Genomic DNA, 14,843 nt, shown 5'->3' on the forward strand with positions numbered 1-14,843 from the left:
TTTCACCATCTGGTTCAATTCGCGCCTCGGCCGCCGCTGCCGCCGCCGCTATTCTCGTTCGCGTGATCGTCGCGCTGCGTGGCTTCCTGATACGCGCCGCCGCCGCGCCGGTCGGTATCGACGAGACCGCGCTTTACATCGTCATGCGCCTGCTTGCCGACTTCGCGCGGCTCGTGCTCATCCTGCGAGTCGACACTTTGATCCGCCTCGTGCGGCAGCGCCGCGTTCGATGAATCGTCGTCCACTTGCGTCTGTTCGTCCTTGCTCGACATTTCGCGGCCGCGTTCGGGCGCGCTTTCGGGTGCTGTCTTGACTGGCTTCATGGTCCCTCTCCTTGATGCGTTCACTTGGTCTTGCTTTTAGCGTCGATGCCAAGCTGTTTTTTCATTGCCGCTGTAAGACGCTGGCGGCCCTTCGCGTAGTCGGCCCACGGGTCGGCGCGCAATGAATTCATGCGCTCGGCCACGTTGCCGATGTTCCATTGATCGCCGCTCGTGACCTCGTCGATTTCGTCCCAGGCAATAGGCATCGAAGCGCCCAGTCCCGGCCGCGAGCGCAACGAGAACGCCGCCACCGTGCTCGATCCGCGGTTGTTGCGCAGATAGTCGATGAATATCTTGTCCTTGCGATTCTGCATGCCCATCTTCGCGGAAAAGAACTTGGGCAAGGTACTCGCCATATGCTGCGCGACGGCTTGCGAGAAGCCCTTCATTTCGTCCCATCCCGACTGTTTGGCGAGCGGCACGACCACATGAAAGCCCTTGCCGCCGCTCGTCTTGCAAAACGAAGTCAGTCCGAGTTCGGCCAGCAGTTCCTTCGTGAGCTTCGCGGCTTCGACCATGCGCTTCCAGCCGACGCCTTCGCCGGGGTCGAGGTCGAACACCATGCGATCCGGTTTCTCGATGTTCGACGCCAGCGCGTTCCACGTATGCAGTTCGATCGTCCCCATCTGCGTCGTGCCGACGAGCGCTTGCGCCGATTCGATGGTGAGCAGCGGCGGATGTCCCGGATCGATATCCGCATGCTGCGTGATGTGCGGAATCGCGAGCCTCGCGCTGTGCTTCTGAAAGAACAATTCGCCGCCGATATCTTCCGGGGCGCGCACGAGGGACACGGGCCGGTCGTGCAGATGCGGCAGCATCCATTGAGCGACCGACGCGTAATACTCGACGACATCGATTTTCCGAAGCCCCGTGGACTTGTCGATGACGCGATCCGGATGGCTGATCTTGACGCCTTCGACCTCGGCGGCCGATTTGCTTTTGGCCGCGGTTTTCGTGGGCGCTTTCTTCGCGGCGGTTTTCCTGGCAGCCGTCTTCTTCGGCGCGCCCTCGTCTTCCACCTTTTGCGCCGATACCGCTTCTTCCTTGACGATCTGCCTGGCCGGCTTGTCGTCGCGCAGACTGACGAACGATGCTTGTCGCACGATGCGCTCCTTGGTCCATTCCGCGAAATTGCATTCCGCCACGAGTTCGGGCTTGACCCAATGCACCGGCGTGCGGCTGCGCTCCTGCGGCTCGCTCGCAAACGGCATGCTTTTGGTTTCGCGCTTGTCTAGTTCCTTCTTTACGGCGGTGAGCGTGGCGTGATCGAAGCCGCTGCCGACGCGACCCGCGTATTGCAGCTTGCCCTTGGCGTCGTACACGCCGAGCAGCAACGCGCCGAACTCGCCGCGCGTGCCCGCCGGTTCCGAATAGCCGCCGATCACGAACTCCTGCCGGCGCCGGCACTTGAGCTTGATCCACGACGCGCTGCGTCCGGAGACATAAGTCGAGTCGATCCGCTTGCCGATGATCCCTTCCAGCGCCATGTCGCAGGCGCTTTTGAGGAGATCGTCGGCGTGAAAAGCGAAGTCTTCCGAGTAGCGCAGCACGGGATCGGCGAGCGGTTCGACGATCGCCTTCAGAATGGCGCGGCGCTGCACGACCGGCACTTCGCGCAAGTCGTACCCGTTCAGATAAGGCAGATCGAAGAAGTACACGACGATATCTTGCGGACGTCCGACATCGAACGCGTTTTGCAGACCCTGAAAGTCCGGCAGGCCGCGATCGTCGAGCACGACGGCTTCGCCATCGAGCCAGCCGTCTTCTATGTCGAGTGCTTCGAGCGCCTTCACCTGCTTGCTGAACTTCGCCGTCCAGTCGTTGCCGTTGCGCGTGAAAATGCGGATATCGCGTTTGCCCTTGATCGTCTCGATCCGCACGAGCACGCGATAGCCATCGAACTTGATCTCATAGGCCCAGTCTTCGCCGGGCGGCGCGGTATCGACGAGTGTGGCCAGTTGCGGCTTGAAGGTCGCGGGCAGCTTGGCCTTGACCGCGCCTTCTATCGCCGGGTCATGCGAGAGCGTGCGCAACGACTCCGCGTTCCGGTTCGCGACGATATCCGGATGCTCGCGCCCATTCGCTGTCTTGCTGACGGTTTTTCTGGTGGCCGCTTTCTTGGCGGCAGGCTTGGTCTTGCGCTCGGTGCGCTCGACGACCGCGCCATTCTTCCCCCGCGCGCCGAGCGATTCCGACAAGACGCTGCCGGGCCGCTTCAGAAGGATGTCGTATTCGCTTTCGGGACGCGCTTCGTCGTCGCGTTCCTTGATGAGTAGCCACTGTTCCTTGTCGCCGCTACCGCGCATGTGGCTGCGCACGAGCGTGAAGCCGCCTTGCAGCTTTTCGCCATCGAGCACGAACTTGAGCTTGCCTTTTTCATATTCGGCCAGGGCTTCGTCGAAGCTGCCGGCTTGCGGCGCCCAGCGACCGCGATCCCAGACGATCACGCTGCCCGCGCCGTAATTTCCTTCGGGGATATCGCCTTCGAACGAACCGTAATCGATCGGATGATCTTCGACATGAACCGCAAGGCGCTTGACCGTCGGATCGAGACTCGGGCCTTTCGGCACGGCCCACGACTTGAGGCTGCCGTCGAGCTCCAGGCGAAAGTCGTAGTGCAAGCGGCGCGCATCGTGTTCCTGGATCACGAATGAGAGCGTCTCGACCGCGGCGGCTTTTTTGGCTGCGCGTTTCTTCGCGGCAGCCTTCTGCGTCCCGGACGGCTCCGGCGTCTCGTTGAAACGCCGCATGCGCTGATAGGTTTCGAGTTTGCCGGCCATCGTTTTCGTGGCTCCGTTTATGGGAGGCTTGGTAGTCGTGGTGCTGTGTGTGATTGCGTCAAACGTCGCCGATGTTGCGGGGTTAGTCGCCACGCTCTGTCTGCTTCATCAGACCGCGTAACGGGCCGCCGCGCAGCGTCATCGGCGCGGCCGGCACGCTCCACGCTTCAGGCACGTTTGCGCCGCGTAGCCTTGCGCGCGGGCTTCGCGGCGGGTTCTTCACCCGAATCGTCGTCTTTCGATGCAGCCGCGCCGCGCTTGGCCGGCGCCGCGCCGCCCTTCTTCAGGCTGCGCTTGAGCAGTTCGGAAAGGTCGAGAATATCGGCGGATGCCTTGCCTTCGCCGCCGCTACCCTCGTCGATCTTCATGACTTCCGCGACCTTGCCTTCCTTCACCTTGCGGTCGACGAGCGCCATGATGTCGTCCTTGAAGGTGTCGTGATACTTCGTCGGGTCCCACGAGTCGCTCATGTCGTCGATCAGGCGCTTGGCCATGTCGAGTTCTTTCGGCGATACGCCCGCTTTCTTGGTGTCTTCATCGGGGAACTTGAAGTCGCTGAAATCGCGTACTTCGTCGCCCCAGCGCAAGGTGTTGAGCGCAAGCGCGGGACCGACGGGAATCAATGCGGCCAGATGCTGCTTGTTGTGCAGCACGACGCTTGCGATGCCGACCTTGCCTGTGTCTTTCAAGGCGTCGCGCAGGAGCGCATAGACCTTTTCGCCTTTCCGATCGGGCGCGAGATAGTACGGCGTGTCGAGCGAGAGGAACGAGATTTCGGGGGCATCGACGAAAGCGAGGATATCGACCGTTTGAGTCGACTCGGGATTGGCCGCGCGGATTTCGGCATCGGTCATCACGACGTATTTGCCCTTCTCGTACTCGAAGCCGCGCACGATGTTGTCGCGTGTCACGTCCTTGCCGGTGTTCTTGTTGATCTGCTTGTAGCCGATGGGGTCCATCGAGCGTTTGTCGAGCAGATTGAAGCCGACCTTGTCCGACTGCGTGGCGGGATACAGTTGCACGGGCACGTGGACCAGCCCGAAGCTGATCGCACCCTTCCAGATCATGTGCGGCATCGCGAAACCTCGCTGGCGGAACGGTCGATGGGGTGCGCTTCACGCGCGGTTGAAAGCTGCGTTTGAAGCGGGCATCGGGGTGTACCGCAGGAAGCGTGCCAAATCAGGTAGGTTGGCGGCGGGCTTTGATTGCGTTGTTGGATCTGATCCGCGGATGGCGCTGCTGGCTGTAAGCTTTACGGAGATGTATCGGTGACAGCGGTGTACGTCGAAGTAGTTAGATGGCGAGGAAATGGACGGTTAGTTGCTTCGCTTGAGTGCGCTTGAGTGCGCTTGAGTGCGCTTGAGTGCGCTTGAGTGCGCTTGAGTGCGCTTGAGTGCGCTTGAGTGCGCTTGAGTGCGCTTGAGTGCGCTTGAGTGCGCTTGAGTGCGCTTGAGTGCGCTTGAGTGCGCTTGAGTGCGCTTGAGTGCGCTTGAGTGCGCTTGAGTGCGCTTGAGTGCGCTTGTGCATGCGGTCGCGACGTCGCCTCTGGCAAGAGCCTCGTTGACCTCACCTGAGACGCACGCGGACCGATTGCACTGAGATCATCGTCGGGGCCGATGCATAAGCCACCGCCCCGCCGTCTGCATGCCGATCAAAGCAGCGAGTCACGATCAGCGCGAAACAAGCCCGCGCCATCAGCGCCCTACTTCCGACTCGCCGTAATCGTCAGTTGCGTTCCATCATCGAGCGTAACGGTCTTCTTGGAGCCGGTCGAAGTCGACATGGAAAACCGCACGACCTGGCTGAAGCGATTATCGACGGGACACTGCAAGCTCTTGCCGCCGACCGTGACCTTATTCACACCCTTCGGCGCATAAGCTCGAAAGCTGATCTGCACATTCGCCGCGCCGTTATCCGCGATGACCGGCGCAAAGCGAATCTGCACCTGGCGCACGGCCGCGCCGTCCGCGCTATGCGGCACCGATGCCGCCTGCGGACAGCCATCCGGCACTGGCTGCGCGCCAGCGGGCGCCGCGCCCTGCCAGGTAAAGTCGTCGCTCTGCCCCGAGCGGATGGTGCGCGTTTCCTGTTCGTTGCCGAAGCTCTTCGACACCATCTTCACGCTGTATTTGATCGGCCCGTCATTGGGCGCTTCGGAGAGAACCTTGATGCCTGGCGTCGCATGCGCGCTCGCCATCACGCCCAACGCGAGCGCGAACGCTGAAACGATGCGACTGAAATTCGGGCGACGATTCATGCCGGCACCTCCGTTTAAACGCTTGGGGAATTCCGGCGCGCCGCGAACGACGCGCCGGATGACTGAAGGCGAAATCAGTCTAGCGCCGAGCATGCCCGGGTCTCCTAATGGAAAACCCGTGTGCACTTGAACGATGGCCCGCTTCGTTGAAGTTGGTCAAAAACCGGTCAGCACGAGCTTGCCGATCGCGCGCCCTTCTTCCAGCAGGCGATGCGCCTCGCGCAGATTCGTCGCATTGATCTTGCCGAGGTCACGGCCGAGCGTCGTGCGGATCGCGCCTGCGTCGATCAGCCGCGCCACTTCCGTGAGCAGCTTGTGTTGTTCGATCATGTCGGGCGTATGGAACATCGCGCGCGTGAACATGAACTCCCAGTGGAACGCCGCGCTTTTCGCCTTCAGCAATTCGACCGCGATCGGCTTCGCATTCTCGACAATCGTACAGATGCCGCCTTGCGGCTTGATCACTTCCGCCGCTGCCGGAAAATGCTTGTCGGTGTCGTTGAAGATCAGCACGAAATCGACTTGCGGGAAGCCCGCGTCCTTCAGCTGCTTAGGGATGTCCTCGAAGTGATTGACGATGTGATCCGCGCCCAGCTCCTTCGCCCATTGCGCGGATTCCGGCCGCGATGCGGTGGCGATCACGTTCAGCTTCGCAACCTGCTTGGCCAACTGAATGCCGATGGAACCCACTCCGCCCGCCCCGCCAATGATCAGCACCGTCTTGCCCGCGTCCTTGCCTTCGGCGGACACGTTCAGGCGGTCGAAGAGCGCTTCCCATGCGGTGATGGTCGTGAGCGGCAACGCCGCCGCGCACGTGAAATCAAGCGACTTCGGCTTCGCGCCGACGATGCGTTCGTCGATCAGATGAAATTCGCTGTTCGCGCCTTGCCGCGTGATGTCGCCTGCGTAATAGACGGCATCGCCCGGCTTGAAAAGCGTGACCTCGGCGCCGACCGCTTCGACGACGCCCGCCGCGTCCCAACCGAGCACGCGCGGCGTGGCCTCGGTCTTGTCCTTCGGCGCGCGCACTTTCGTGTCGACGGGGTTGACGGCGATCGCCTCGATTTTCACGAGCAGGTCGCGCCCGTAAGTTGCAGGTTTGTCGAGCTCGATGTCGACGAGCGATTCGGGATTCGAAATCGGCAGATAGCGAGTCAGTCCAATGGCTTTCATGTTTGAGCTCCGTGTTTGATTGCATGAGGTGTAGTCATCTTAGCCGCCGCCGGCGTTCCGTAAAACCGTCATAATCGTTGAAACATTTTTTGGGAAATCCATCGAATGATTAGCGAACCGCTTGCCAGCCACGCCGATTCCGACGCGCGCGAACGTCTCGATCTGCTCGACGTCGGCTTGTTCGTGCGCGCGGCGGCGCTTGCCAGTTTGTCGGCGGCGGCGCGTGAATTCGGCCTCTCGCCGGCGGTGGCGAGCGCGCGCATCGCGGGGCTGGAGCGCATGCTCGGCGCGCGGCTTTTGCATCGGACGACGCGGCGCGTGAGCGTCACGCAGGAAGGCGAGATTTTCGCGGCCCACGCGCGTGAACTGCTCGATGCCGCCGAGGCCGCGCGTGCATCGGTGGGCCGCGCACGCGAACGGCCTCACGGACGGCTGCGGGTGACCATGCCGTCGTCGCTTGGGCGTCAGCATGTTTCGCCGCTGATTCCGGCGTTTCTGCGGTTGTATCCGGGTGTGAGCATCGAGCTGCGCATGACGGATCAGATCATCGATCTCGTCGATGAGGGCATCGATCTCGCCATTCGTATCGGCGCGTTGAAGGACTCGACGCTCGTCGCGCGCAAGCTGGCGAGCAACCGGCGCGTGCTGTGCGCGTCGCCTGCGTATATCGAGGCGCATGGCCGGCCGCGGCACCCGGCCGAGCTTGCGGAGCACGAGTGCGTGATCCTATCCGACCAGCGCGACTGGAGCTTTCATACGCCGACGGGCGTGATCGATGTACGCGTGTCGGGGCGCATCGTGACCGATAACGGCGAAGTGATCCGGGACGCGATCGCGGCGGGCGTCGGTATCGCGTTGAAGTCGACGTGGAGCGTGGCGCCGCTGCTCGCGAGCGGCGAACTCGTGACGCTGCTCGATGATTATCCGTGCGCGCAGACGGTCGCGATTTGGGCGGTGTATCCGAGTCGCGCGTTCGTGCCGCCGAAGACGCTGGCTTTCATCGATTTTCTGGCCGAGCGCTTCGGCGAGCCGCCGTATTGGGACGTCGATCCGGCAAGCGTGCAGCGGTAGTCGACTTTGGCTTTGGCTTTGGCTTTGGCTTTGGCTTTGGCTTTGGCTTTGGCTTTGGCTTTGGCTTTGGCTTTGGCTTTGGCTTTGGCTTTGGCTTTGGCTTTGGCTTTGGCTTTGGCTTTGGCTTTGGCTTTGGCTTTGGAACAGGCTAGCCGGTCTTCACTCGCGTGTGGCCCGTACAATGTTGGTTTTTGCGCCTATCACAATCCGCCTGCGATGAACCTCGTCATTCAAAGCCCCAGTCTTATCTCCGATGCGCATCTGAAGCCGCTCGCCGCCCTCGCCCGTTCGCGCGAAACGCAGCGTATCGACGACACGCTCTTGCGCCTGACCGATGCCGATCCGCTGCAACGCGCCGACATCGACGCTTATTGCGGCACGCACGCGCTCGACTACGCGTTCATCGACGCAAACGCGAAGTTGACCGACTTCGGCCTCGTCGCGATGGATATGGATTCGACGCTCATCACGATCGAATGTATCGATGAGATCGCGGATTTCTGCGGGCTGAAGGCGGAAGTCGCGGCGATCACGGAAGCCTCGATGCGCGGCGAGATCAAGGACTTCAACGAGAGTCTCACGCGCCGCGTCGCACTGTTGAAGGGACTGGAGGCGACCGCATTGCAACGCGTGTTCGACGAGCGTCTGCAGTTGTCGCCGGGCGCGGAACGCATGCTCGCCGGCGCGCGGGCAGCGGGCTTGAAAACGCTGCTGGTGTCGGGCGGATTCACGTTCTTCACCGAGCGGCTGAAAGCGCGACTCGGCCTCGACTACACGCGCGCGAATACGCTCGAAATCGTCGATGGCAAATTGACGGGCAAGGTGCTAGGCGAGATCGTCAACGCGGATGTCAAGGCGCGCACGCTGCGCGAGACGTGCTTGGAGCTCGGCATCGATCCGAAACGCGCGATCGCCATGGGCGATGGGTCCAACGATTTGAAGATGATGGCGGAAGCGGGTCTGTCGGTGGCGTTTCGCGCAAAGCCGGTGGTGAGGGAGGCGGCTAGTCTCGCGTTTAATTTCGTTGGGCTGGATGGGTTGTTGAGGTTGTTTTGAAAGCAAAGTCCGTAAAGCCGAGAAACGGCACCTCAGGGTGCCGGTTTTGTTTGTGCCAGTGGAAGTGGCAGCGCTGACGCTGTCTCAAACTCGATTGTAATGCAGTTTTGCATTACAATCGATCATCAACTATGGAGGTATCTCATGAGCACACTGACGGTCACCGCGCGGGGCCAGGTCACGTTTCGGAAAGAGGTACTGCAGCACTTGGGTATCAAGCCCGGCGAGAGAATCGAGTTGAACCTGCTGCCGGACGGCCGGGCCGAATTGACGGCCGCTCAAACAAAGGGTTCATTTCGGGAACTGCGGGGCATTCTTAAGGGCAAGACGAACGGCGCTCGATTAACTATCGAGGAAATTAACGACGCGATTGCCGCTTGTGGCGCGACCCGAGGGGCTGGCAAGGCATGAAGGTGACAGCTGACACGAACGTCCTGCTTCGCACCATTGTGGACGATGACGCAATTCAAACAACGCGCGCTGTCGCACTTTTGGATACGGCCGACATGGTGGCGGTTAGCCTGCAAACGCTATGCGAGGTTGTTTGGGTGCTGCGCGGCCAATACGGCGTTACTCGTGCGGATATCGCTTTCGCAATTCGCACGCTGTTGAGCACAAGCAATGTCGTGGTTAATCGTCCGGGCGCCGAGGCAGGACTTGCGTTACTGGATGCGGGCGGAGATTTTGCTGATGGGGTCATCGCCTACGATGGTAGCTGGCTTGGGGCGGAGACCTTCGTTTCTTTCGACAAAAAAGCGGTATCACTGCTGACGAAGCAAGGGCAAGCTGCACGCCTGCTCTAGCGGTGGCACTCCAGCATAGAGCTCAAGGCAGCGACGGGCTTGTCAACCCGTCCCCTCCCAAAAGCTTTGATCCCGCGCCACCCAAGATTGTTCAGCTGTCAGGGCATCGTCCGCCGGTTCGTAAAGGGTTAATTACCCGGCGATGGCCCATAAAGACACGTCGATTCACTCCCACTCGATCGTCGCTGGCGGCTTCCCCGAGATGTCATAAACCACCCGGTTAATCCCCCGCACTTCGTTAATGATCCGATTGGACACATGCCCAAGCAACTCATGCGGCAGATGCGCCCAATGCGCAGTCATGAAGTCCAGCGTTTGCACGGCGCGCAGGGCAACGACATACTCATAAGTCCGCCCGTCGCCCATGACACCAACGCTCTTCACCGGCAAGAACACCGCGAACGCCTGGCTCGTGAGGTCATACCACGACTTGCCCGTTTCCTTGTCGATGGTATTGCGCAACGTTTCGATAAAGATCGCGTCCGCCTGACGCAAAAGGTCAGCGAACTCGCGCTTTACTTCGCCGAGAATACGCACGCCAAGTCCCGGTCCCGGGAACGGATGGCGGTACACCATCGCGTGCGGCAAACCAAGCTTCACGCCCAACTCGCGCACTTCGTCCTTGAACAGCTCGCGCAACGGTTCGAGCAGCTTCAGGTTCAGCGTCTCCGGCAAGCCGCCGACGTTGTGATGGCTCTTGATCGTATGCGCGCCCTTCTTGCCCTTGCCCGCCGATTCGATCACGTCCGGATAAATGGTGCCCTGCGCGAGCCACTTGGCATCCGTGAGCTTCTGGGATTCCGCATCGAACACTTCGACGAACTCGGCGCCGATGATCTTGCGCTTCGCCTCCGGGTCCGTCACGCCCGCGAGCTTCGCGAGAAACTCCGCGCTCGCATCGACGTGGATGACCTTCACGCCAAGGTGATCGGCGAACGTGGACATCACCTGCTCGGCTTCGTTCTGACGCAAGAGGCCGTGATCGACAAACACGCAAGTCAGCTGATCGCCGATCGCGCGATGCAACAGCGCCGCCGCCACCGACGAATCCACGCCGCCCGACAAGCCCAGAATGACATGCTCGCTGCCAACCTGCTCGCGAATTTTCGCGACCGCTTCGTCGATGTAATGGCCCATCTCCCAGTCCGCTTTCGCGCCGCACAGTCCAAGCACGAAGCGATCGAGCATCGCGCGGCCTTGCACGGTGTGCGTGACTTCGGGATGCCATTGCACGCCGTAGAAGCGGCGGTCGTCGTCGGCCATCGCGGCGATCGGACACGCAGGCGTCGAGGCCATGAGTTTGAAGCCGGCCGGCAAGTCGGCGACCTTGTCGCCGTGACTCATCCACACCTTCAGCATCGCCTCGCCCTCGGCGCTCTTGAAGTCTTCGATGCCTTCAAGAAAGCCCGTGTGGTTGAGCGCAGCCACTTCCGCATAGCCGAATTCGCGCACGCTGCCGAGTTCGACCTTGCCGCCAAGCTGATCGGCCATCGTCTGCATGCCGTAGCAGATGCCGAGCACCGGCACGCCGAGATCGAACACAACCTGCGGCGCGCGCGGCGAGCCCGCCTCGGTGACCGAGTTCGGGCCGCCCGACAGGATGATGCCCTTCGGCGCGAACTCGCGGATGAAGGTTTCATCGACGTCGTACGGATGGATTTCCGAGTAGACGTGCGATTCGCGGATGCGCCGCGCGATCAGTTGCGTGACTTGGGAGCCGAAATCGAGGATCAGGATTTTGTCGTGCATGGCTGCGGCCAAAGGCTAAGTGAACGAATGGGTCTTGTGCCGGCTGCGCGCGAATCTCGCGCGAAGTCCGGCTGCCAATAAATCGACGGTCGGCGCAAAGGCCGACCGTGCTTGTCTTACTGCGGTACTGCCCGACGATGATCTGCCGTCTGCACGCCATCAGAGCGGCGTCTGGCGCACATCTGCACCGGTCAGCGGATCGACGCGTCTGCCCGTGACCGGATCGATAACGCCGCTGATTACAGGCTCGATGCGCTTGCCCGTCACCGGATCGATTTCGCGGCCACCGACGGGGTCGAACGTGCGGCCCGTGACCGGATCGACCGCGCCGCCGTCCATACGCGTGCGAGACAGCGGCGTCGCGGTATCAAGCGGACGCCCGGACGAATCGACCGTGCGGCCTGAAACTGGATCGATGGCCGTAGCTTCCGGCGCGCGCGCCAACGGACGTGTCGCGGTGTCCAACGGTATGCCTTGCTCGCGCTTGTCCGCCGCCTTCTGTTCTGCCCGCGTGGCCGAAGCCTTGCCTGCCGCCGCCAGACGCTCACGCCGCCGCACGGCCGACGACAAACGCACGCTGCCAAGACCTAGCACCATGAGCACGATGCCAACGAGCGTTGCGCTCACCTGCCCGAAGCCGGCCACTTCCGGCGTGCGCAACCCAAGCAGCCAGACCAGCACGATCACGCCGGAAAGCCACTCCACATGGCCCGAAACTCTTGCAGCCCGCGCCGTCAACGCGCCGTCGATAGCCGCGTGCAGTGAAAGCCACGCCAGTCCGAGCAACGCCACGCCGAGCAATTGCCCGGCGAAGGCGGGCTGAACGAGGATGGGGTCGAGTTGCAGCGCGGCGTACAGGCCGGTCCACGGCGTCAGCAGGAACAATACGCCGAACGCCAGAAAGATCAGCGCATTGACGATCAGCACGGCCCGCAGCAACGGTTTCATGATCGATCCCCGGGTTAGTCAATATGTTCAGTCGACGTGGTAATTCGGCGCTTCCTTCGTGATCTGCACGTCGTGCACGTGCGACTCGCGCATGCCGGCCGCCGTGATCTGAACGAACTCAGCCTTGTCGTGCAACTCGGCAATGGTGCTGCAGCCGCAATAACCCATGCTCGCGCGCACACCGCCGATGACCTGGAACAGGATGGCGTTGACCGAGCCCTTGTAGGCCACGCGGCCTTCGATGCCTTCCGGCACGAGCTTGTCGATGTTCGCCGAGTTGTCCTGGAAGTAGCGGTCCGCCGCGCCGTCCTTCATCGCGCCGACTGAACCCATGCCGCGATACGCCTTGTACTGGCGGCCCTGGAACAGGAACACGTCGCCGGGCGACTCTTCCGTGCCCGCGAGCATGCTGCCCATCATGACGACGTTCGCGCCAGCCGCAAGCGCCTTGGCGACATCGCCCGAGAAGCGCGCGCCGCCGTCCGCGATCACCGGCACGCCGCTGCCGCGCAATCCTTCAGAGACGTTCGCGATTGCCGTGATCTGCGGCACGCCCACGCCCGCGACGATCCGCGTCGTGCAGATGGAGCCCGGACCGATACCGACCTTCACCGCGTCCGCGCCGTATTCGACGAGCGCCTTGGCGGCAGCCGCCGTAGCGATGTTGCCGCCGATCACCTGCACCTTCGGGTAGTTCTGCTTCACCCAGCGCACGCGTTCGAGCACGCCCTGGCTGTGGCCGTGCGCGGTATCGACGACGATCACGTCCACGCCCGCCGCCGCGAGCAGCTCGACGCGCTCCTCGTTGTCCGCGCCCACGCCCACTGCCGCGCCCACCCGCAGCTTGCCGTCTTCGTCTTTACACGCGTCCGGATTCTCGGTCTGCTTCGTGATGTCTTTCACGGTCATCAGGCCGCGCAGTTCGAACGCGTCATTGACCACGAGCACGCGTTCCAGGCGATGGCTATGCATCAGCGCCTTGGCTTGCGCGAGCGGCGTGCCTTCCTTGACCGTCACGAGGCGCTCGCGCGGCGTCATGATGTTGCGCACGGGCTCTTCCATGCGCTCTTCGAAGCGCAGGTCGCGGTTAGTGACGATGCCGATGAGCTTCGCGCCTTCCACGACAGGAAAGCCCGAAATGCCATGCTGCTGCGTGAGCGCGATGACGTCGCGTACGCGCATTTCCGGCGGCACGGTGATCGGGTCGCGCACCACACCCGACTCGAAGCGCTTGACCTTGGCGACTTCGCGCGCTTGCTCTTTGGCAGTGAGATTCTTGTGAACGATGCCGATGCCGCCCATCTGCGCCATGGCGATGGCAAGCCGGCCTTCGGTGACCGTGTCCATGGCGGCGGACACGAGGGGCATATTCAGGGAGATGTTGCGAGTCAGCTGGGATTTCAGACTGGTATCGCGCGGAAGTACGCTGGAGAACGCAGGCACGAGGAGCACGTCATCGAACGTGAGTGCTTTCTGGATCAGACGCATGGCAAATCCTATGGGCGCAAAAGCAGATTATACCGATAGTTCCTCGGGTTTTCACTGCCCGAACAGCGGCTTAGCCCGAACGCACGCAAGTTATGGGCCGGGCGTGCGGGCGTTCTGACCGCTCCTGGCATATGCAGAATTAGACAAGACGTGGCTGGCGCGCGCCTTTACCCTCGCCTACATCGAATGGACGCGGGTCAGGGAGTCGGGATGCAGCGCGGTGTGATGTACGGAATGTCGGCCGGAGCAATCTGGGGTTTCATTTTTCTGGCGCCGCGGCTGTTGCCCGATTTCTCGCCGCTTGCTTTGAGCGTCGGACGGTATCTGATGTATGGCGCCGTGTCGCTCGCGGTGGCGCTACCTATCGCGCGGCGGTTGATGACCAAGCTCACGCGCGCCGATCTCCTCGCGCTCGTAAAACTGGCGCTCGTCGGCAACCTTCTTTACTACATGCTGCTTGCAAGCGCGGTGCAACTGGTCGGCGTCGCGCCGACATCGCTGATCGTCGGCATTCTGCCCGTCACCGTCACGCTCGCGGGGCGGCGCGATCATGGCGCGGTGGAATTGCGGCGCCTCGCCGGGCCGTTGTCGATGATCCTGGCGGGCATCGCGTGCATCAATCTGGATGTGTTTCGCGACGTGTTTTTGCAGCATGGCAGCGTCGAGACGAGCAGCGTGCCGACACGTCTTGCCGGCCTCGCATGCGCGCTCGGGGCGCTCGCCGCGTGGACCTGGTATGCGGTCGTCAACGCGCGCTACGTGCAGGCGAACCATCGTTTCGATGGCAACGAATGGTCGGTGCTGTGGGGAATCGTGACGGGCGTGCTGGGCGCAATCCTCGGCGCGATCATGTGGATGTTGCCCGCAGGCAGCGTGCAGGCCGCCGTGTCGCCCGAACGCTGGCAGTTGTTCTGGCTCGTGAGTTTTGCCCTGGCGGCGGGCGGTTCGTGGGTCGGCAACATCTTGTGGAACGCGGCGTCCAAGCGCTTGCCGCTGACGCTGTCCGGTCAGCTGATTGCGTTCGAAACGCTCTTCGCGCTGCTCTATGCCTTTGTCTACGATGGCCGCTGGCCGCGCGTGCCGGAACTCTGCGCCATCGCTTTGCTGACTGCGGGCGTGAGTTGGTCGGTGCGTCAGCACAGCGTCGTGACGCCTCGCGTCGGCAAGGAAGCGCCTGCGCATTGAAAGGCGCCGG

Annotated in this window: 14 protein-coding genes; 6 read left to right on the forward strand and 8 right to left on the reverse strand. The window is 62.2% G+C overall.

Features of this window, described 5'->3' with window-relative positions; translation table 11 throughout:
- Nucleotides 1-14: 14 nt before the first annotated feature.
- From ACYQ47_RS29500 to ACYQ47_RS29520, 5 genes are all read right to left on the reverse strand, one after another.
- Nucleotides 15-323, reverse strand: a complete 309-nt coding sequence (locus ACYQ47_RS29500) for a hypothetical protein (protein WP_370652107.1) — start codon at nt 321-323, stop codon at nt 15-17.
- 20 nt (nt 324-343) lie between these two features.
- Nucleotides 344-3,103 carry a DNA ligase D gene (gene ligD, locus ACYQ47_RS29505; protein WP_459908244.1) on the reverse strand — a complete coding sequence of 920 codons (2,760 nt, stop codon included), beginning with the start codon at nt 3,101-3,103 and terminating at the stop codon, nt 344-346.
- Between the two features lie 167 nt (nt 3,104-3,270).
- Complete coding sequence (gene ku, locus ACYQ47_RS29510) at nt 3,271-4,179, reverse strand: non-homologous end joining protein Ku (RefSeq protein WP_459908246.1); 909 nt, start codon at nt 4,177-4,179, stop codon at nt 3,271-3,273.
- A 626-nt stretch (nt 4,180-4,805) separates the two neighbouring features.
- Nucleotides 4,806-5,360 (reverse strand): DUF6013 family protein, encoded by a 555-nt coding sequence (locus tag ACYQ47_RS29515; RefSeq protein ID WP_250464526.1) that lies wholly within the window; start codon nt 5,358-5,360, stop codon nt 4,806-4,808.
- Nucleotides 5,361-5,516: 156 nt separating this feature from the next.
- Nucleotides 5,517-6,533, reverse strand: a complete 1,017-nt coding sequence (locus tag ACYQ47_RS29520) for a zinc-binding alcohol dehydrogenase family protein (protein WP_459908249.1) — start codon at nt 6,531-6,533, stop codon at nt 5,517-5,519.
- Nucleotides 6,534-6,638: 105 nt separating this feature from the next.
- Between ACYQ47_RS29520 and ACYQ47_RS29525 the strand changes: the two genes are divergently transcribed.
- The 5 genes from ACYQ47_RS29525 to ACYQ47_RS29545 all read left to right on the forward strand — a co-directional run bounded on the left by ACYQ47_RS29525 (nt 6,639) and on the right by ACYQ47_RS29545 (nt 9,463).
- On the forward strand, nt 6,639-7,604 hold the full coding sequence (locus ACYQ47_RS29525) for a LysR family transcriptional regulator (protein WP_459908251.1): 966 nt from the start codon (nt 6,639-6,641) through the stop codon (nt 7,602-7,604).
- Entirely contained in the window at nt 7,571-7,756 is a 186-nt protein-coding gene (locus ACYQ47_RS29530) for a hypothetical protein (protein ID WP_459908253.1), read from the forward strand. The genes ACYQ47_RS29525 and ACYQ47_RS29530 overlap by 34 nt, the downstream gene beginning before the upstream one ends.
- A 64-nt stretch (nt 7,757-7,820) precedes the next feature.
- The gene (serB, locus tag ACYQ47_RS29535) at nt 7,821-8,660 is read left to right on the forward strand and encodes a phosphoserine phosphatase SerB (protein WP_459908255.1); all 840 of its coding nucleotides are present in this window, start codon (nt 7,821-7,823) and stop codon (nt 8,658-8,660) included.
- Between the two features lie 144 nt (nt 8,661-8,804).
- Nucleotides 8,805-9,071 (forward strand): AbrB/MazE/SpoVT family DNA-binding domain-containing protein, encoded by a 267-nt coding sequence (locus ACYQ47_RS29540; RefSeq protein WP_244827786.1) that lies wholly within the window; start codon nt 8,805-8,807, stop codon nt 9,069-9,071.
- The gene (locus ACYQ47_RS29545; RefSeq protein WP_244827785.1) at nt 9,068-9,463 is read left to right on the forward strand and encodes a type II toxin-antitoxin system VapC family toxin; all 396 of its coding nucleotides are present in this window, start codon (nt 9,068-9,070) and stop codon (nt 9,461-9,463) included. Before ACYQ47_RS29540 ends, ACYQ47_RS29545 begins: the two co-directional genes overlap by 4 nt.
- A gap of 165 nt (nt 9,464-9,628) precedes the next feature.
- Here ACYQ47_RS29545 and guaA read toward each other — a convergent pair whose 3' ends face one another.
- The 3 genes from guaA to guaB form a co-directional block, all read right to left on the reverse strand.
- Nucleotides 9,629-11,212 (reverse strand): glutamine-hydrolyzing GMP synthase, encoded by a 1,584-nt coding sequence (gene guaA / locus ACYQ47_RS29550; RefSeq protein WP_250508934.1) that lies wholly within the window; start codon nt 11,210-11,212, stop codon nt 9,629-9,631.
- A 159-nt stretch (nt 11,213-11,371) separates the two neighbouring features.
- Nucleotides 11,372-12,160: a hypothetical protein gene (locus ACYQ47_RS29555; RefSeq protein WP_459908258.1), complete on the reverse strand. Its 789-nt coding sequence runs from the start codon at nt 12,158-12,160 to the stop codon at nt 11,372-11,374.
- A 27-nt stretch (nt 12,161-12,187) separates the two neighbouring features.
- Nucleotides 12,188-13,648 carry an IMP dehydrogenase gene (guaB, locus tag ACYQ47_RS29560; protein WP_244827782.1) on the reverse strand — a complete coding sequence of 487 codons (1,461 nt, stop codon included), beginning with the start codon at nt 13,646-13,648 and terminating at the stop codon, nt 12,188-12,190.
- A gap of 210 nt (nt 13,649-13,858) precedes the next feature.
- On the opposite strand from guaB, the gene ACYQ47_RS29565 reads away from it, so the two are divergent.
- The gene (locus tag ACYQ47_RS29565; protein ID WP_459908260.1) at nt 13,859-14,833 is read left to right on the forward strand and encodes a DMT family transporter; all 975 of its coding nucleotides are present in this window, start codon (nt 13,859-13,861) and stop codon (nt 14,831-14,833) included.
- Nucleotides 14,834-14,843: the final 10 nt, after the last annotated feature.

This window comes from Caballeronia sp. HLA56 (genome assembly GCF_054655155.1).

Coding starts and splice junctions, on each gene's coding strand:
- ACYQ47_RS29520 (WP_459908249.1), bottom strand. CDS start 6,533: ATGAAAGCCATTGGACTGACTCGCTATCTGCCGATTTCGAATCCCGAA.
- ligD (WP_459908244.1), bottom strand. CDS start 3,103: ATGGCCGGCAAACTCGAAACCTATCAGCGCATGCGGCGTTTCAACGAG.
- ACYQ47_RS29540 (WP_244827786.1), top strand. CDS start 8,805: ATGAGCACACTGACGGTCACCGCGCGGGGCCAGGTCACGTTTCGGAAA.
- ACYQ47_RS29555 (WP_459908258.1), bottom strand. CDS start 12,160: ATGAAACCGTTGCTGCGGGCCGTGCTGATCGTCAATGCGCTGATCTTT.
- guaB (WP_244827782.1), bottom strand. CDS start 13,648: ATGCGTCTGATCCAGAAAGCACTCACGTTCGATGACGTGCTCCTCGTG.
- ku (WP_459908246.1), bottom strand. CDS start 4,179: ATGCCGCACATGATCTGGAAGGGTGCGATCAGCTTCGGGCTGGTCCAC.
- serB (WP_459908255.1), top strand. CDS start 7,821: ATGAACCTCGTCATTCAAAGCCCCAGTCTTATCTCCGATGCGCATCTG.
- ACYQ47_RS29545 (WP_244827785.1), top strand. CDS start 9,068: ATGAAGGTGACAGCTGACACGAACGTCCTGCTTCGCACCATTGTGGAC.
- ACYQ47_RS29565 (WP_459908260.1), top strand. CDS start 13,859: ATGCAGCGCGGTGTGATGTACGGAATGTCGGCCGGAGCAATCTGGGGT.
- ACYQ47_RS29525 (WP_459908251.1), top strand. CDS start 6,639: ATGATTAGCGAACCGCTTGCCAGCCACGCCGATTCCGACGCGCGCGAA.
- guaA (WP_250508934.1), bottom strand. CDS start 11,212: ATGCACGACAAAATCCTGATCCTCGATTTCGGCTCCCAAGTCACGCAA.
- ACYQ47_RS29500 (WP_370652107.1), bottom strand. CDS start 323: ATGAAGCCAGTCAAGACAGCACCCGAAAGCGCGCCCGAACGCGGCCGC.
- ACYQ47_RS29515 (WP_250464526.1), bottom strand. CDS start 5,360: ATGAATCGTCGCCCGAATTTCAGTCGCATCGTTTCAGCGTTCGCGCTC.